At 70.2% G+C, this 16,994-nt stretch carries 16 protein-coding genes; 12 read left to right on the top strand and 4 right to left on the bottom strand.

The annotated features are described in order from the left end of the window. Both VFC33_06860 and VFC33_06855 read left to right on the top strand, forming a co-directional pair. Window positions 1-1,095: hypothetical protein (locus VFC33_06860; GenBank protein HZR12958.1), on the top strand; the 1,095-nt coding region annotated here is incomplete at its 5' end. Window positions 1,096-1,266: 171 nt separating this feature from the next. Beyond that, window positions 1,267-2,508, top strand: a complete 1,242-nt coding sequence (locus VFC33_06855) for a cytochrome P450 (protein ID HZR12957.1) — start codon at window positions 1,267-1,269, stop codon at window positions 2,506-2,508. Window positions 2,509-2,658: 150 nt separating this feature from the next. Here the strand turns inward: VFC33_06855 and VFC33_06850 are convergent, their stop codons facing one another. After that, a complete protein-coding gene (locus tag VFC33_06850; GenBank protein HZR12956.1) occupies window positions 2,659-3,882 on the bottom strand; it encodes an acyl-CoA dehydrogenase family protein in 1,224 nt (407 codons plus the stop codon). A gap of 128 nt (window positions 3,883-4,010) precedes the next feature. Here VFC33_06850 and VFC33_06845 point away from each other — a divergent pair, with 128 nt between their 5' ends. After that, window positions 4,011-4,364: a hypothetical protein gene (locus VFC33_06845; protein HZR12955.1), complete on the top strand. Its 354-nt coding sequence runs from the start codon at window positions 4,011-4,013 to the stop codon at window positions 4,362-4,364. 50 nt (window positions 4,365-4,414) lie between these two features. Continuing rightward, the gene (locus VFC33_06840; GenBank protein HZR12954.1) at window positions 4,415-6,016 is read left to right on the top strand and encodes an ABC-F family ATP-binding cassette domain-containing protein; all 1,602 of its coding nucleotides are present in this window, start codon (window positions 4,415-4,417) and stop codon (window positions 6,014-6,016) included. A gap of 73 nt (window positions 6,017-6,089) precedes the next feature. Here the strand turns inward: VFC33_06840 and VFC33_06835 are convergent, their stop codons facing one another. The 3 genes from VFC33_06835 to VFC33_06825 are packed head-to-tail and all read right to left on the bottom strand — an operon-like array spanning window position 6,090 to window position 9,999. Beyond that, complete coding sequence (locus VFC33_06835; protein HZR12953.1) at window positions 6,090-8,456, bottom strand: hypothetical protein; 2,367 nt, start codon at window positions 8,454-8,456, stop codon at window positions 6,090-6,092. Window positions 8,457-8,515: 59 nt separating this feature from the next. Further along, the gene (locus VFC33_06830; GenBank protein ID HZR12952.1) at window positions 8,516-9,193 is read right to left on the bottom strand and encodes an HAD family hydrolase; all 678 of its coding nucleotides are present in this window, start codon (window positions 9,191-9,193) and stop codon (window positions 8,516-8,518) included. Continuing rightward, window positions 9,190-9,999 (bottom strand): enoyl-CoA hydratase-related protein, encoded by an 810-nt coding sequence (locus tag VFC33_06825; protein HZR12951.1) that lies wholly within the window; start codon window positions 9,997-9,999, stop codon window positions 9,190-9,192. The genes VFC33_06830 and VFC33_06825 overlap by 4 nt, the downstream gene beginning before the upstream one ends. A gap of 133 nt (window positions 10,000-10,132) precedes the next feature. Between VFC33_06825 and VFC33_06820 the strand changes: the two genes are divergently transcribed. Genes VFC33_06820 through VFC33_06785 form a run of 8 tightly spaced genes read left to right on the top strand, consistent with a single transcriptional unit; the run spans window position 10,133 to window position 16,991 of the window. Continuing rightward, window positions 10,133-10,903 carry a c-type cytochrome gene (locus VFC33_06820; GenBank protein ID HZR12950.1) on the top strand — a complete coding sequence of 257 codons (771 nt, stop codon included), beginning with the start codon at window positions 10,133-10,135 and terminating at the stop codon, window positions 10,901-10,903. Continuing rightward, entirely contained in the window at window positions 10,900-11,808 is a 909-nt protein-coding gene (locus VFC33_06815; protein ID HZR12949.1) for a Rieske 2Fe-2S domain-containing protein, read from the top strand. The genes VFC33_06820 and VFC33_06815 overlap by 4 nt, the downstream gene beginning before the upstream one ends. Continuing rightward, window positions 11,805-12,809, top strand: coding sequence for a cytochrome c oxidase subunit II (gene coxB / locus VFC33_06810; protein HZR12948.1), 1,005 nt, complete (start codon window positions 11,805-11,807; stop codon window positions 12,807-12,809). Before VFC33_06815 ends, coxB begins: the two co-directional genes overlap by 4 nt. Before the next feature lie 7 nt (window positions 12,810-12,816). Further along, window positions 12,817-14,733: a cytochrome c oxidase subunit I gene (gene ctaD, locus VFC33_06805; protein HZR12947.1), complete on the top strand. Its 1,917-nt coding sequence runs from the start codon at window positions 12,817-12,819 to the stop codon at window positions 14,731-14,733. Further along, a complete protein-coding gene (locus VFC33_06800; GenBank protein HZR12946.1) occupies window positions 14,730-15,377 on the top strand; it encodes a cytochrome c oxidase subunit 3 in 648 nt (215 codons plus the stop codon). The genes ctaD and VFC33_06800 overlap by 4 nt, the downstream gene beginning before the upstream one ends. 14 nt (window positions 15,378-15,391) lie before the next feature. After that, window positions 15,392-15,766: a hypothetical protein gene (locus tag VFC33_06795; protein HZR12945.1), complete on the top strand. Its 375-nt coding sequence runs from the start codon at window positions 15,392-15,394 to the stop codon at window positions 15,764-15,766. Then, a complete protein-coding gene (locus VFC33_06790) occupies window positions 15,766-16,590 on the top strand; it encodes a cytochrome c oxidase assembly protein (GenBank protein ID HZR12944.1) in 825 nt (274 codons plus the stop codon). The genes VFC33_06795 and VFC33_06790 overlap by 1 nt, the downstream gene beginning before the upstream one ends. After that, window positions 16,587-16,991 carry a c-type cytochrome gene (locus VFC33_06785; protein HZR12943.1) on the top strand — a complete coding sequence of 135 codons (405 nt, stop codon included), beginning with the start codon at window positions 16,587-16,589 and terminating at the stop codon, window positions 16,989-16,991. The genes VFC33_06790 and VFC33_06785 overlap by 4 nt, the downstream gene beginning before the upstream one ends. Window positions 16,992-16,994: the final 3 nt, after the last annotated feature.

Genomic DNA, 16,994 nt, shown 5'->3' with positions numbered 1-16,994 from the left:
ACCGCGGTCCCGGTTGCCGTGATGGCTGCGGCGCAGACCGTGTTCCGAGCGGCGTACTACGGCGCCCTGCTGCCGAACACCTACTACCTGAAGGTCTCGGGCGTACCGGCGACCGTCCGCGTGCACCGCGGTGCCGTGACGTTGGTGATCATGCTCGCCCTGCATCTCGGTGTCCCTGCCCTCTTCGCTGCCGCGTACTTCGTGACCCATCGACGACGCGTGCCGGCGGGCGCGTGGTTGCTCGCGTCGTGCGTCGTCGCCGCGACCGCGTACATGGTCGCCGTCGGCGCTGACGCATGGGAGTGGACGCTGTACAGCGATCGGTACCTCGTGCCGGTCGTCCCGTTCCTCCTCGTCCTCGCCGTCCTCGGCGTGCAGTCGCTCGTCCAACGAGCGCGCAGCGCACCAGGCCCCGACTTGCTCGTCGCCCTGGTGCTCGGCGCGCTCGCGGTCCTGTTCGCCGTCGTCGCGACCGCATCAGTGCCCGACACGCGGATCGCCGAGCTGCAGGTACCGACGGGTACGGCGGCCTTCTCCCGCGCACTGTGGCTGCTCCCCGTCATCGCGGCGGTCGCGCTCGCCTTGCTCGCGCGACGCGCGCGCGTCACATGGACAGGTCCGGCACTGGTCATCGGTCTCGTGCTCGTCGTGTCCGGTCCATCGGTCACCGCCTGGTGGCGGCACAATGCCGTGGGTCGTGCCCAGGACGTGGCATGGGCCCGCTACGGCATGGCGTTGCGACGGGCGACGAGCCCGGACGTGACGATCGCGATGAGCTCGGCAGGGAACATCGCATACTTCGATCACCGGCCCGGTGTCGACCTTCTCGGCAAGAGCGACCGCGTCATCGCACGCGACCGCCCCGTCTACGTGAACGGGTACTTCCTGCCCGGGCACAGCAAACGCGACCTGCGCTACAGCATCGGCAGATTGCGGCCGGACGTGATCGCCGAGCTGTTCGGCGCGACGCCGGCCGACCTCGCCGCGTTGCGCACGTGGGGCTACGAGCACGTCGGCGGGATGACGTGGTACCGGCGGGATGCGCGCGGCGTCGACCTCCGGGCCCTCCGACGGGCTGCGGCAATCTCGCGCTGACGACGGGCGGCCGACGCGCGACGTGCCGACAGAGCTACGGGATGTGGACCCCGCTGATCGCCCGGGTCGCGCCACTCGTCGTCCAGACCGCCGAGGAGATCGCGGACCACCTGCGCTGAGCGGTGGTTCGGCATTCGCACCAGACCGGAGGTACGTACAAGGATCGACGGCGTGGTGGATCCGCTGTTCGACCCTGCGGTCGTCGAAGACCCGCACTCGTACTTCGCGGCGCTGCGCACGGCTGATCCCGTGCACGAGGTTCCCGGTACGGGCACATTCCTCGTGACGCGCATGGACCTCATCCACGAGATCGTCGCGAACCCGTCGGTCTTCTCGAGCGTCTCCGCGCAGTTCCTGCATCGCAGCGCCCGCGACGGCATGCCCGGACTCCAGAGCGCCGCGCCCGGACTCGACATCGACAGCGGCGGCCCTGGCGCAGTCCTCGCCACAGCGGATCCGCCCGACCACACGCGTCAACGTCGCGTCGTCGCTCGGCGGCTCTCGACCACCGCGATGCAGGCGATCGAGCCCGAGTTCCGAGCGCTCGTCGACCGCGCACTCGACACGCCGCTGCACACGGGCCGCATCGAGTGGATGAGCGACGTCGCGGAGCCGCTGCCGATGATCATGGTGGCGCGCATCCTCGGCGTCGCGGATGACGACGCGCCGCGCTTGAAGCGGCAGGGCTACGCGTCGGTCGAAGCCATCAACGGGTTCGTCACCCCGGAACGTCTTGCCGAGCTCGGCGAGCCGATGATGGACGTCGGTCCGGTCGCCGACGCGTACCTCGCGGCGCGAGCCGCACGACGGTACGACCCGTCGACGCTGATCGGAGTGTGCGGGCAGGCGGTCGAAGACGGCGAGCTCACCGACGACGAAGCACTCATGATCCTGTTCCTGCTGATCTCGGCCGGTGGCGAGTCGACGACCAGCCTGACCGGCACGGGCGTGCGGATCCTGGCGGAGCACCCGGCCCTGCAGGACCGACTGCGTCGTGCGCCCGAGCTGATCCCTGCGTTCGTCGAGGAGGCGTGCCGGATCGACCCGCCGTTCCGGGGCCACTACCGGCGTGTGATGGCCGACACCGTGCTCGGCGGAGTACCGCTCCCCGCCGGTTCGACGGTGGTGCTCACGTGGACCGCGGCGAACCGCGACGCCGACGCGTTCGTGAACGCCGATGACATCGATCTCCAACGACCGAACCCGCGCCACCACGTCGGGTTCGGCTGGGGCATCCACCTGTGTCTCGGCGCGCCACTCGCCCGCGTCGAAGCGAAGGTCGCGTTCGAACAGCTGCTCGCCCGGACCGCGTCGTTCGCAGTCGACCCGTCGAGCCAACCGTTGCGCCACCACCTCAGCCTGATGGTGCGCCGGCTCGTCGAGCTCCCCCTCGTCATCGAGACGCGCCCATGATCTCGAGGACGAAGGTCGCGACGCGGACACAACGAGCCCGTCAACGACGTCCTTTGGACCGTCGCCGTACCGGTGCTCCTCAGCGCTGCCGTCGATGTGGATCCGCTCGGGATGCGACCCGTCGACCCGGCGGTCGAGCCGATCGCGAGATCAGGGAATGTGCACGCCAGAGATGGCGCGCGCGACCACGAGCCGCTGGATCTCGGACGTGCCCTCGAAGATCGTGTAGATCTTGGAGTCGCGGTGCCAGCGCTCCACCGGGTACTCCCGCACGTAGCCGTAGCCGCCGAGGATCTGGATCGCCTGCTCGGTCGCCCAGACCGCGACCTCGCCGGCCTTGAGCTTGCTCATCGAGCCCTCACCGGCCTCGAAGCGCTTGCCGTTGCGCGCCATCCAGCACGCGCGCCACACGAGCAGGCGCGCGGCGTCGATCTCCATCCGCATGTCGGCGAGCTTGAACGCGATCCCCTGCTTCTCGATGATCGGCGTGCCGAACGCGACACGCTCCTTCGCGTAGTCGAGCGCGTACTCGTACGCGGCGCGCGCGATGCCGAGCGCCTGGGCACCGACGAGCGGCCGGCTCGCCTCGAACGTGCTCATTGCCGCCTGCACGCGCGAGCTCTTCCCCTCGCGCGCACGCGCGAGGCGGTCGTCGAGCTTCTCCTTCCCGCCGAGGAGACAGCTACCGGGCACACGCACGTCGTCGAGGACGACCTCGGCGGTGTGGCTCGCGCGAATCCCCATCTTCTTGAACTTCTGACCCATGCGCAGCCCCGGCGTCCCCGGCGGGACGACGAAGCTCGCGTGCCCGCGCGCCTTCAGCGCGGGGTCGACCGACGCGACGATCACGTGCACGTTCGGGACCTTGTCGATGCCGCCGTTCGTGATCCACGTCTTGGTGCCGTTGAGCACCCACTCGTCCTTCGCCTCGTCGTAGACGGCGCGCGTCCGCAACGAGCTCACGTCGCTGCCGGCATCGGGCTCGCTCACGGCGAACGCGGCGACGTGGATGTCGTCGGGCGTGCCGAAGCACTGCGGGACCCACTCGGCGATCTGCTCCGGCGTCCCGTTGCCGACGATCCCGGACACGCCGAGGACGGTGCCGAAGATGGCGAGCGTGATGCCCGCGTCACCCCAGCACATCTCCTCCATCACCACCGGGAGCGTGAGGCCGGCCGGGTCGGCGAACGCGTTCGCGACGAACTCCGGCGAGTACAGGCCGATCTTCGCCGCCTCCTCGATGATCGGCCACGGCGTCTCCTCCCGCTCGTCCCACTCGTGCGCCTGGGGACGGATCGTCTGCTCGGCGAAGTCGTGGACCCACTTCTGGATCTGGAGCTGGTCCTCGTTGAGCTCGAGCGAGAAGTCGGCCATGTCTCGTGTCTCCCTGCGTTTCGCGGCCGGGCCACGACGCGGGCCGGCGCGGAAGTTACTCAGCGGTAACAGCAGTGTACCCATGGGCTCCGTCGGGCGACGGCCGCCGGCACGGATACCGTGCGCCCGTGACGGGCGTCCCACGGAACGGGTGGTTCGTGGCGTCGGAGGAGGCCGCTCACCTCAGCGCCGCGCCCCATCTCCAGGGCGAGCGCGTCCCCGTCTCCACCGTCGTCACGGACGACCGGCTGGACGTGCGGTTCGCGCTCCCGAACGGCGAGCACACCGACCTCACGGCCGAAGGGTACGACGAGCGCGGGTGCTGGCGCGGCAGCGCGGCCCTCGTCCTCCACGACGCCGCCGGCGCGACGCACGCGGTGCAGTACCGGTGGACCCCGCACGGCCGCGGGTTCGTGCTCGTGTTCGAGACGGACGACGCGCGCGACGTCGTCGCTGGTCGGCTCGACCTCGACGACTCCTGAGCAGCCGGAAATGGGTCCGGTCACGCGCGTGCCGCGCGCGACCATGACCCGTGCTCCAAGCCCGTGGTCTCGAGGTCGAGGTCGGCGGTCGCGTCACGCTGCGCGACGCGTCGTTCGGCCTGCGCGCGGGCGACAAGGTCGGCCTCGTCGGCCGGAACGGCGCGGGGAAGACGACATTGCTGCGCGTGCTCGCCGGCGAGTCCAGCCCCGCCGCGGGCGTCGTCCTGCACAGCGACGCTCTCGGCTACCTGCCGCAGGACCCGCGTCCGCGCGGCGTCGGACCCGAGACCGTCGCGCTCGCGCACGTCATGTCGGGCCGCGGTCTCGACGAAGCGGCGCGCCGTCTCGAGCGCTTGCACGCGCGCATGGACGACGACCCATCCGACCGAAACATCACGCGCTACACGCGCGCGGAGGAGGAGTTCCGGCTCGCGGGCGGCTACGCGGCCGAAGCGGAGGCCCGCCGTCTCGCGCACGGGCTCGGGCTGCCGCCCGAGCGCTTGGATCTCCCGCTCGGCGCGCTGTCGGGCGGCGAGCGCCGTCGCGTCGAGCTCGCGCGGATCCTGTTCGCGGGAAGCGAGCTGCTCCTCCTCGACGAGCCCACCAACCACCTCGACGTCGACGCGAAGCGCTGGCTCATGGGCTTCCTCCGCACCTATCGAGGCGCGCTGCTCGTCGTGAGCCACGACCTGGACCTGCTCGACGAGTCGATCACGCGTGTCCTCCACCTCGACGAGGGCACGCTCGTCGAGTACCGGGGGACGTACTCGCAGTACCTGGAGGCGCGTGCCGCCGACGAGGAGCGGCAGGCCCGCATCGCGGCGCGGCGTGAGAGCGAGATCGAACGGCTCCGTCGCGTCGCCGACCGCATGCGCGGGCAGACCGCGAAGCGCGCCCGCACGGCGAAGGCGATCGACAAGCGTGTGGAGCGTCTGCGCGCCGAGGCGGGCGACGACGGCAGCCACGCGCGTCGCCGCGCGCACGGCCCGAGCGTCGCGTTCCCGAAGCCGCCGCACGCCGGGAAGGTCGTGCTCGACGTCGTCGGTCTGCGGAAGGGATACGGCGGGCCGCCCGTGTTCGACGGCCTGACGTTCGACGTCGGGCGGGGTGAGCGCCTGCTCGTCATGGGCCTGAACGGCGCGGGCAAGACGACGCTCATGCGGATCCTCGCGGGCCGCGACGAACCGGACGCGGGAACGGTCGCCGCAGGCCATGGCGCGTCGATCGGCTACTACGCGCAGGAGCACGAGGGCATCGTGGGCGGGCGCGACGTGCTCTCGCACCTGCGCGAGCTGTCACGCGCGGGTGACGTCGTCCTGCGCGGCCTGCTCGGCACGTTCGGCCTCAGCGGCGACGTCGCGTTCCAGGACGCCGCGACGCTGTCCGGCGGTGAGAAGACGAAGCTCGCGCTCGCGCAGCTCGTCGTCGGTGCGCACAACGTGCTGCTGCTCGACGAGCCGACGAACAACCTCGATCCCCCGTCGCGCGACGCGATCGGCGACGCGCTCTCGCAGTGGCCCGGCGCGATGGTCGTCGTGAGTCACGACGTCGAGTTCGTGGCGCGGCTCGCGCCGCAACGCGTGCTGCTCATGCCCGACGGCGACCTCGACTACTGGTCGGACGACCTGCTCGAGCTCGTCGCCCTGGCGTAGCCCACCGCTCGCGCCGCGTTGGTACACAAGTCGCGCCCCTGACCGCGACTTGTGTACCAACCGGGCGTTGCGCTCATGGCGCGAGGCAGGGGGTCGTGCCGCAGACGTCGACGACGGCGCCGTTCGGCTGCAGGAAGTCCGACTTCTGCACGCGTGCGCTCACCTGGCTGCGCGGCTTCTCGTGCGGATCGGGTCCGTACACCGAGTCGGGCTCCGGCGGGACGTTGGCGTCTGGGGGTGCCTTGTTCCCGCTGTCCCACACGACGAGCGCCGACCCACCGAACGGGAAGTGCGTGATCGGCGGGATGCCCCAGAACGGGACGACAGCAGTGTCACGACCGGGTGCGAGCGCGGGTTCCCGGATCGACGCGCCGATCGTGCGCGCTTCCGTCTCCGTCGCGATGTTCGCGACCTGGTGGTCACCGAACGCCATGTGAAGCAGGACGGTGTGCGCCGGCGTGTTCGGGTACGGGTTCGTCGTCATGTGCTCCGCGTAGCCGTCGGCCTCCGCGCGGTCCCACAGCATCTGGACGATCGAGAAGTCGAGCATGCGGTCCATCTCGTCGGGATACGACGGGTTCAGGATGACCTTGTACGTGTCGAAGTCGACGCTGCGCTGCAGCAGCGTGCTGTAGTTCATGCCCGGCACGCCGAGCACCGCGCGAGTCCACTCGTTCGAGATCGCGGTCACCGCGCCGCCGAGGATCCCGCCCTGGCTGTTGCCGTCGTAGTACACCGCGCCCGTCTGGATGACGGGCGTGTGCGACGCGCCGGCCTGGAAGGCGGCGTTCGTGACGAAGCCCTTCGGCGAGCGCATGAGCTCGGCGAGGAACAGGAAGTTCACGAAGCTCTGCTGCGTGCGGTCGGCGAGCTTCGGGAAGTTCGAGAAGTCCTGCAACGCGCTCACCGCGGTGCCGATGTCCTCGTCCGAGAAGCCGATCCACTTCGTCGCGCAGAAGACGAAGTCGTGCTCGTTGCCCATCGCCTCGACGTTGCCGGCGTTCACCTCGTCGTTGCTGCCGAGGAGACCGTGCCCGTACACGCCGGCGCGCGCCGGGTGCACGGGGTCGTTCCCGTCCGCCGTCGCCGCGCGCGGGATGTTGCAGATGAACGACGCCTGCAGCGTGCCGTTGCGCTGCGGGAGCCCGTCCGGGCCGTACACGAACGTGGATCCGGCAGCGCCCGTGCCGGTGAGGTAGCTCGGGACGGTGAACGTGCCGGTCACGCGGCGGAAGATCTGGGCGTCGACGTTGTCCTGGACGTTCGTGACGGTGAACGCGGGCGCGTTGCCGTGGAGCGTCGAGAACGCGTCGTCACGCATGTGCAGCACCGGCTCGGACAGGCTGCGCTCGCTCGCGACGGTGAAGTCCCACGCCAGGTACAGGCTCGAACGCCCGACACCGACACGCCGCAGCGAGCGGAAGATCGACTCCATCTGGGGGCGGCGCTGCTCGATCGTCGGGTCGAACGTCGGGATGCCGTCGCGGTAGAGCTGGAAGCCACGGCTCGCGGGGATGATCGACCCGCTCGCGTCGCGCATGTCGCGGAGCGCGACGACGTAGCGATGCCCCTCGGTGAGGTTCTTCGCGGGACGGATGACGAGGATCGCGCCCTCGAGCGGATCCGCCTGTGCGTCGAGCTCCGCGAAGAACGGCCAGCGCTGACCGGTGTCGGCGTCGAGCAGGACGATCGGCTGGTTCGGATCGAGCGAGCGCCCGATGTCCGTGATGGGCGCGGCGCCGGTCTTCGCGAGGTCGACGTGCGGTACGTACGTCAGGATCATCGCGCCCGGGCTGAACCCGTCGTTGCGGTTCCACTGGGTCGGGTCGACGTGCACACCATGGTTGTTCGCGGGCATGGAGTCCGCCGCGAGGTTCACGCGGCGGCCGGTGTCAGTGTGGGGGTCCGCGACCGTGAACCAGTTGTTCGGGAACGGCAGCAGACACTTCGCGGGGTCGATGACGTCGCAGCGCGTCGCCGTCGAGAGGTCGAGGCCGGGCTCCCACGAGAACGTCGCGTACGCGCGGTCGCGCCCTTCGGGCCGGTGGCCGGCGCGCGACGCGGTCGCGAGGATCGTCGTCAGGCCGGGGCGCAGGTCGGACGCATGCAACGTCGCGGTCGCCAGCGACCCGTTGTGCGCGAACCGGCTCGTGACGTCGACGACGGTCGGTGTGGTCGGCGCGCCGGTCGTCAGCAGGACGCGCAGGGTCGCGGGGTCGAGCGGGGCGTCGACCCGGATCGTGACGCCGACCGTGCCGCTGCGGTCGGCCTGCGTCCGGTCGAACGGCGCGAGGACGTGGACGCGGCTCGCGGGACCCGTGTGCGGGATGCGACCTCCGACGACGAACGCGCATCCCGAGACGGCGAGCGTGAACACCGCGACGAGCGCAGCGAAGCAGCGCCGTGCCTGCACACGTCCGGTGTGCGTCGGACCGTCCATGGCTCATCCCCCCGGTGTCGCCGGCCGACGGCGACGTTACGAAGCGCCGCGCGGCGCGGTCAACGCGTGCCGTCACCGCCGACCGCGAGGCGAACGACGGCATCGAGCCCCCGGCGCGTCCCCGGTTCGACGACGGGCAGGAGCAGCACGCTGAGACCGGCCAGCACGGCACCGCCGTCCGTGAGCGCGTTGTCGCCGACCATGACCGTCTCGGCCGGGTGCACGCCGAGCTCGTCGCACGCGGTGCGGAACAGGGCCGGTTCGGGCTTCTGCGCGCCGTGGTCGCACGAGAAGACGATCGAGTCGAACAGGTCGAGCCAGCCGTGCCGCGCGAGCACGCGGCGGTAGTCCCACCCCGTGTCGCTCACGACGCCGAGCCGCAGCCCGGAGCGTGCGAGCGTGTGCAGCGTCGCGCCCGTGTCGGTGTACGGGACCCACCGTGCCGGATCGATCTCGCGCTCGTAGAGCGCGCGGCCGAGCCCGTCCACCAGCACATCGGCCGCGCTGTACAGCGCGGTCCACGCCTCACGGTGCGCGTCAGCCGAGAGGTCACGTCCCTTGGCGAGCTCCTGCGGAGTCCGCGCGAGCGCCTGGATCTCGGCCCAGAGACGCCGCGCGTCCTCGTCGGTGACGTCGACGCCGAGTGCTGCGGCTTCCTCGACGATGCTGCGGTGACCACCGGCCCGGCCGAACAGCGTGTCGCCGATGTCGAACAGCACGGCGCGGATGCCCGTCACCCGAACCCGCGGTCATCGCCGTGGAAGCGTGGCGGGCGCTTCTCGAGGAACGCGGCGACGCCTTCGCGCGCGTCGTCGGTCTGGCTCGCGGCCGCCATGACCTCGATCGCGTACGCATACGCCTTCGGCTGGTCGAGGTCGATCTGCGCGTAGAACGCCTGCTTGCCGATGCCCTTCGACAGCGCGCTGCCCCGAGTCGCGCGCGCGAGCAGGTCGCGCGTCGCGCGGTCGAGCTCGTCCGGAGGCACGACGTGGTTGACGAGACCCCAGTCGGCCGCGGTCGCGGCGTCGATCACGTCGCCCGTCATCGCCATCTCGAGCGCGCGCTTGCGGCCGACGTTCCGGCCCAGCGCGACCAGCGGCGTCGTGCAGAACCATCCACCCCGCCCGCCCGGCACCGCGAACCCGGCGTCGGTCGACGCGACCGCGAGGTCTGCGGACGCGACGAGCTGGCAGCCCGCGGCGGTCGCCAGCCCGTGCACGCGGGCGACGACGGGTTGCGGGATGCGCTGCATCGTCGTCATGACGTCGGTGCAGGTCTGGAGGAGGGCGCGCATCGCGGCGAGGTCGTTGCCGGCCATGTCGGCGAAGTCGTGACCGGCGGAGAAGACGGGCCCGTTCCCGGCGAGGACGACGCCGCGCGCGTCGCTCCGCCCTGCACACGCGAACGCGTCGAGCAGCTCCTGCAGGTGCTCGAGCGACAGCGCGTTGCGGCGCGCGGGCAGGTTCATCGTGATCGTGACGAAGTCGGCGTCGCGCTCGACGAGGATGCACTCGTAGCCGCGATCCCTCGCCGTCGTCCCCATGGCGGCCTCCCCGGGCGTCCCGAACCTCTCGACCCCCGACATTCTCACGTAAGTCGCGCGTTTGGGCTTCCCGGGAGGCGGGCACTACGGCCCTCGTGCGTCGGGAGGGGAGGCAGGCGACGGAGCGGGCCGCGTGAGCCTTCGGCGGGCGATCGAGGCCGCGTTGCTCGCCGTTCCCGTCGCCGTCGCCGCGGCCATGGTCCCGATGCTCCTCGGCGGCACCGCGCGCGCGGATTCGTCGGCGTCCCGGCGTACGGCGGCCGATCCGACCACCGACCCCAAGGCGATCTTCCTGCGCGACTGCGCGGTCTGCCACGGCAACGACGCGCGCGGCACGAACAACGGTCCCGACCTGCGCGGCTTCGGACGGGCGTCGATCGACTACGAGCTGTCGACGGGTCGGATGCCGCTGTCGTCGCCGACCGCGAAGACCGATCGCCACACGCCGAAGTACCCCCGGTCGGTGCAGGAGGCGCTCGTCGACTACGTGTACGGCCTCGCGGGCAACGGCGGCCCGGACATCCCCTCGGTCGACACGAGCAACGCCGACCTCGGCCGAGGCGGTGAGCTGTTCCGGCTGAACTGCGCGGCGTGCCACGAGTGGTCCGGACGCGGCGGCGCGCTCCTCTACCGCGCCGCGCCGACGACACATCCCGCGACCGACCTGCAGATCGCGGAGGCGATCCGGTCGGGTCCCGGCACGATGCCCGCGTTCGGGACCGCGGCGCTCAGCCAGGACCAGATGAACGACGTCGTCGCGTACGTGCGGTACCTGCGCCAGCCCCACGACCGCGGTGGTCTGCCCCTGTGGTTCCTCGGCCCGCTCGCCGAGGGCCTCGTCGCCTGGGTGATCGCGATGGGCCTGCTCCTCGTCGCGGTCCGCTGGATCGGGACGAAGACATGACGACCGAGCGCGAAGCGCACGAGCCGAGCAGCACGCGCGCGGCCACGCAGCGACGCGACCGCGGCGGTGAGGCCGCGATCCTGTTCGGGTTCGTGCTGTGCTTCCTCGGCGGCGTCGGGCTCACCTGGGTCTACGTGATCGGCGGGCAACCGCAGGCCGAGGGGATCCTGCTCGGCGTCGCGCTGTGCGGCCTCGGGTTCAGCTTCGTGACGTGGGCGCACCGTCTCATGCCGCACGGCCCGTACGAGGAGCCGCGCGAGCCGTTGCCGAGCGGCGAGCAGGAGCTCACGCTGTTCACGCAGGACTTCCAGCGCGAGGGGCTCGTCACGCGCCGGCGGCTCATCATCGGTGGGCTCGTCGCGGCGGCCGGGTCGCTCGGCATCGCGGCGCTGTTCCCGATCGCGTCGCTCGGGCCCGCTCCCGGCGACGCGCTGCTGACGACGCCCTGGCGGCGGGGCAAGCGCCTCGTGACGGAGGACGGCACACCGATCCGCCCCGAGGACGTGCCCATCGAGGGGCTCGTGACCGCGTTCCCCGAAGGTCACACGGACTCCGCGGACGGTCAGATCGTCCTGATGCACATCGAGTCCGGGCTGATCCGACCGCGTCCCGGGCGCGGGACCTGGTCGCCGGACGGCTTCATCGCGTACTCGAAGGTGTGCACGCACGCGGGATGTCCCGTCGGGCTCTACCAGGCGCAGTCGCACCAGCTGCTGTGCCCGTGCCACCAGTCGGCCTTCGACGTGCTGAACGGCGCGAAGGTCGTGTTCGGTCCCGCGTTCCGCGCGCTCCCCCAGCTCCCACTCGCGATCCAGGACGGATATCTCGTCGCGCAGAGCGACTTCCACGAGCCGATCGGGCCGTCGTTCTGGAACCGTCCACGACACACGAGCGGGAAGCAGTGACGCGCCGCAGGCAGCGCGCGCTGCTCGTCGGCGCGGTCGTCGTCGCGACCGTCCTGCTCGGCGCGTGCAGCGAGAAGAAGTCGCCCGCGATCCTCGGCGGGAACGGGTCCGAGTCGCACACGGTCTCGGGGCTGTGGTGGGTCATGTTCGGCCTCGCGGCCGGCGTGTACGCGGTCGTCGGGTCGTTCATCCTCATCGCCGCGTTCCGCGGGCGCGGCACCCGTCACGGACGCCCCACGCGCATCACGCCCGACGCGTTCATCTGGGTCGGCGGGATCGTCGTCCCGACGCTCATCCTCATGACGATCGCGGGCTTCACGGTGCACACGACCGCGGCCGTGCGGAAGCCGTCGTCGAACGCGCTGCGCATCGACGTCGTCGGCAAGCGGTGGTGGTGGGCCGTCAGCTACCCGAGCCTCGGCATCACGACGGCGAACGAGATCCACGTGCCGGTCGGCCAGCCGCTCTCGTTCAAGCTGACCTCCGACAACGTGATCCACAGCTTCTGGGTCCCGCAGATCGCCGGCAAGGTCGACACGATCCCGGGGCAGAACAACTACCTCAACGTCACGGTGCGGAAGCCGGGCACCTACCGCGGGCTCTGCGCGGAGTACTGCGGCACGCAGCACGCCAACATGCAGTTCCTCGTGATCGCGCAGACGCCCGGCGACTTCGGACGCTGGGCCGAGCGCGAGAGCATCCTCCCGCCACGCGACCTGACCGAGGAGCAGGCGCGCGGCCAGTTCGTCTTCATGAACTCCGCGTGCGCCGGGTGTCACACGATCAAGGACACCCAGGCGCAGGGCGACGTCGGCCCGGACCTGACCGACGTCGGTCAGCGGACGACGCTCGGCGCGGCGACGATCCCGAACAACGCGGGATACCTGTCGGGCTGGATCGCGAACCCGCAGACCGTGAAGCCGGGCAACCAGATGCCACCGCAGTCGCTGTCGTCGAGCGACCTGCATGCCGTCGTCGCGTATCTCCAGAGCTTGAAGTAGGAGCCGCATGGCGACCACGGACACGCCGATCATCGCGCCGCCGATCCCGCCCGAGGAGCTCGAGAAGGGGTGGGGCGAGGAGGCACCCGGCATCCCGGGGTTCTTCGCGACGGTCGATCACAAGCGCATCGGCAAGCGCTACATCTACACGGCCTTCATCTTCTTCTTCATGGCCGGCATCACCGCGCTGATCATGCGCGTGCAGCTCGCCGAGCCGGAGAACCACGTGCTCTCCCCGAGCACGTACAACGAGTTCTTCACGATGCACGGCACGACGATGATCTTCCTGTTCAACACGCCGATCCTGGCGGGGTTCGGGAACTACCTCGTGCCGCTGATGCTCGGGACGCGCGACATGGCGTTCCCGCGGCTGAACGCCTTCTCGTACTGGATCTTCGTCATGTCGGGGATCTTCATGTACGCGAGCTACATCATCGGCAGCGCGCCGGACGGCGGCTGGTTCGCGTACACGCCGCTCACGACACGACCGTTCTCGCCCGGGATCAACATGGACTTCTGGGGGCTGGGGGTCGTGTTCATCGGCATCTCGACGACGGTCGGCGCGGTGAACTTCATCGTCACGACGTTCAAGATGCGATGTCCGGGGATGACGCTCAACCGGATCCCGGTGTTCGTGTGGTCGATGGTCGTCTTCTCGTTCATGGTGATCTTCGCCGTGCCGGCCGTGACCGTCGCGGCCGCGCTGCTCGAGTTCGACCGGCTGTTCGGCACCCAGTTCTTCAACCCCGCGCTCGGTGGCAGCACGCTGCTGTACCAGCACCTGTTCTGGTTCTGGGGGCATCCGGAGGTGTACATCCTCTTCGTCCCCGCGACCGGGATGATCTCGATGATCATCCCGATCTTCAGCCGTCACGCGTTGACGGGATACATCTGGATCGTCAGCGCGCTCGTGCTCGTCGCGTTCATGAGCTTCGGCGTGTGGGTTCACCACATGTTCGCGACGGGGATGCCCGCGCTCGCGATGTCGTTCTTCTCGGGGGTGAGCTTCCTCATCACGATCCCGAGCGGGGTGCAGTTCTTCGCGTGGATATCCACGATGTGGCACGGCGTCGTGAGATTCACGACGCCAATGCTGTTCGCGATGGGCTTCCTGCTCATCTTCCTGGCCGGCGGCATCTCGGGCGTCATGGTCGCGGTGCTGCCGTTCGACTGGCAGGTGACGGACAGCTACTTCGTCGTCGCGCACTTCCACTACGTGCTGAACGGCGCGGTCGTCTTCCCGATCTTCGGCGCGATGTACCTGTGGATACCGAAGATCACCGGCCGCATGATGTCCGAGCGGCTCGGCAAGATCAGCTTCTGGATCATGTTCATCGGGTTCAACATGACGTTCTTCCCGATGCACATCCTCGGCTTCCTCGGCATGCCGCGGCGTGTGTACACGTACCACTCCGGGCTCGGGTGGGACGCGCTGAACATGATCGTCAGCATCTTCTCCTTCGTGTTCGCGGTCGGCGTGCTGCTCTCGCTGATCAACTTCGTCTGGTCGATGAAGCGCGGGGAGAAGGCGATCGACAACCCGTGGGGCGCGGACTCGCTCGAGTGGGCGACGAGCTCGCCGCCGCCCGAGTACAACTTCGCGGCGATCCCGGTGGTGAACAGCCGGCACCCGCTGTGGGAGGAGCAACCGCTGCCCGTCGCGGCGTCGGGTGCGACGGAGTCGACGCGGAGCCTCGGGACCGTCGGCACCACCGAACGCGAGACCGCCTTCAGTGACGGGCTGACCGCCGAGCCGGAGGCGACGTTCGAGATCCCGCACGAGACGTACCTCCCGTTCGTCGTCGCGCTCGGCATCGCCGTGTTCTTCTGCGGCCTCCTCGTGCGAGCCGCGGTCGTGGGCGTGACGGGTGTCGTGGTCGGCGTGATCGCCGCCATGTGGTGGACCTGGAGAGTCGGCGAATGACCGCCGCGGATGCCGGCGCCGTCGTCCCGGTCTCCGGCTCTGCGCCGCCGCACCCCGTCCGGCGGGTGACGGGACGCGACCGCGTGCGCGGCTACTCGACCGCGTGGTGGGGCGTCGCCACCGTGATCGCGACCGAGGCGATGATCTTCCTCTGCCTCCTCGCGACGTACTTCTTCCTGCGCGCCGCGTCGAAGGAGTGGCCGCTGGGCGGGATCGAGCTGCCCGAGCTGAAGCAGTCGTCGATCTACTCCGTCGTCCTGATCGGCTCGAGCGTCCCTGTCATCTGGGGCGAGCGCGCGATCGAGCGCGGCGACGTGACGAGGCTGAAGATCGGGCTCGCGCTGGCGTGGGTGATGGGCGCGGCGTTCCTGTACCACACGGTCGACGACTTCCTGAAGCTGCACTTCGGGTGGCGTGACAACGCGTACGGCTCGATCTTCTACGTGACCGTCGGCCTGCACGCGCTGCACGTGCTCGTCGGTCTCGCGATCAGCTCGGTCGTCCAGCTGAAGGTCTGGCTCGGGAGGGTCAACGAGGAGCACCACAAGACGGTCGAGATCTTCAGCTTGTACTGGCACTTCGTCGACGGCGTGTGGATCTTCGTGTTCCTGTCCCTGATCGTCTCGCCGCACTTCGGGAGATAGGAGGTCGGGCGGTCGTGAGCATCCCGAGCCTGCGCGTGCGCGAGTTCCCCGAACGGGGCGTGCTGGTCTGGTACGCGCTCACCGCGCCGATCGGCGCGTGGACCGTGCACCTCGTCGGGCTCACCGCGCTGACGAAGTACTCGGACAACGTTCCCGGCGCGATCTGGTGGCTGCACATCATCACGATCGTCACCGGTCTCGTGACCCTGTCCGCGATGTACCTGTCCTTCCTGATGATGCGCTGGGGCGGGCGGGGTGAGGACCGTCCGGACCTCGCGGGGCGGGTCCGCTTCCTCGGCGAGCTCGGCATGATCATCGGGATCGCCAACCTCGCGCTGATCGTGCTCGAAGAGGTGTACGTCAACGTGCTGCACGGAGTGCGGTACTGATGACCGAGCTCGGTCCGCTCGCGCTCGTCGCCGCGCTCGCCGCGGCCTACGGCGCGGGCGTGTCGCGCGCGTGGAGCCGCGCGGGCCGGGGGCGGCTCGTCCACGTCCAGCAGGTCGCGCTGTTCGCGCTCGGGCTCGTGGCGACGGCCGCGGTGCTCGTCGGCCCGATCGACGCGCGTGCGGACCACAGCCTCACGATGCACATGATCCAGCACGTCGTGCTACTGAGCGTCGCGGCGCCGCTGCTCGCGGCGGGCGAGCCGTTCACGGCCCTCCTCTGGGCGCTCGACGACCCGACGCGCGCGCGGGTCTCCCGTTGGTGGCGCCGCGTGCTGCGGACGCAATACGGCGCGGGCTGGTTCGTGTGGATCGCAGTCACGCTCGTCCTGCAGACGACCGCGCTGTTCGCGTGGCACCTCCCCGCCGCGTACGACGGCGCGCTGCGTCATCCGCTGCTGCACGGGCTCGAGCACCTCAGCTTCCTGCTGACGGCGTTCGCGTTCTGGTGGGTCGTCGCGTGCACCGGATGGAGGTCGCGCCACGGTGCCGGCATCTTCGCCGTCGCCGCAGCGTGGTTCCCCGGGACGCTGCTCGGCGTCGCGATGATCAGCGCCAAAGCGCCCTGGTACCACGCGTACATCCACGGGTCGGCGTCCGCCGCGCTCGCCGACCAGCAGATGGCGGGCGTCGTCATGTGGGCGTTCGGCGGGTTCGCGAGCATCGTCGCGGGCATCGTCCTGTTCGCGTCGTGGCTGCAGGCCGTCGACCGCAGGCACCCCTCGGGCGAGCCGGTCGTCGTCCCGACGATGGAGGTGATGCGGTGACCGCGAGGAGGGGACGCGCGCGGGCGGGCATCACGACAGTCGCGGCCGTCGCGTTGGGTCTCGGCCTGCTGCTCGGCGGTTGCCACTCGGGCCGCAACCCGCAGGTCCGCACCGTCCCGGGCGGCAGCGCGGACCAGGGCAAGCGCGCGATCGAGCACTTCGGCTGCGGGAGCTGCCACACCATCCCGGGGGTCAAGGGCGCCAACGGGCTCGTCGGCCCGCCGCTGATCAAGTTCAGCCGTCGCGGCTACATCGCAGGGATGCTGCCGAACACCGCGAACAACCTGGAGCACTGGATCCAGGATCCGCAGAGCGTGGTGCGGGGCAACGACATGCCGAACCTCGGTGTGTCCGCGAGCCAGGCGCGCGACATCACCGCGTACCTCTACACACTGGGCTGACGC

It is taken from the genome of Acidimicrobiia bacterium, assembly GCA_035651955.1.
Taxonomy (GTDB): Bacteria; Actinomycetota; Acidimicrobiia; order IMCC26256; family JAMXLJ01; genus JAMXLJ01.
The sequence above is the reverse complement of the archived record's forward strand: the minus strand, read 5'-3'. Positions and strand labels throughout refer to the sequence as shown.

Coding starts and splice junctions, on each gene's coding strand:
- VFC33_06850 (HZR12956.1), bottom strand. CDS start 3,882: ATGGCCGACTTCTCGCTCGAGCTCAACGAGGACCAGCTCCAGATCCAG.
- ctaD (HZR12947.1), top strand. CDS start 12,817: ATGGCGACCACGGACACGCCGATCATCGCGCCGCCGATCCCGCCCGAG.
- VFC33_06790 (HZR12944.1), top strand. CDS start 15,766: ATGACCGAGCTCGGTCCGCTCGCGCTCGTCGCCGCGCTCGCCGCGGCC.
- VFC33_06815 (HZR12949.1), top strand. CDS start 10,900: ATGACGACCGAGCGCGAAGCGCACGAGCCGAGCAGCACGCGCGCGGCC.
- VFC33_06800 (HZR12946.1), top strand. CDS start 14,730: ATGACCGCCGCGGATGCCGGCGCCGTCGTCCCGGTCTCCGGCTCTGCG.
- VFC33_06825 (HZR12951.1), bottom strand. CDS start 9,999: ATGGGGACGACGGCGAGGGATCGCGGCTACGAGTGCATCCTCGTCGAG.
- VFC33_06835 (HZR12953.1), bottom strand. CDS start 8,456: ATGGACGGTCCGACGCACACCGGACGTGTGCAGGCACGGCGCTGCTTC.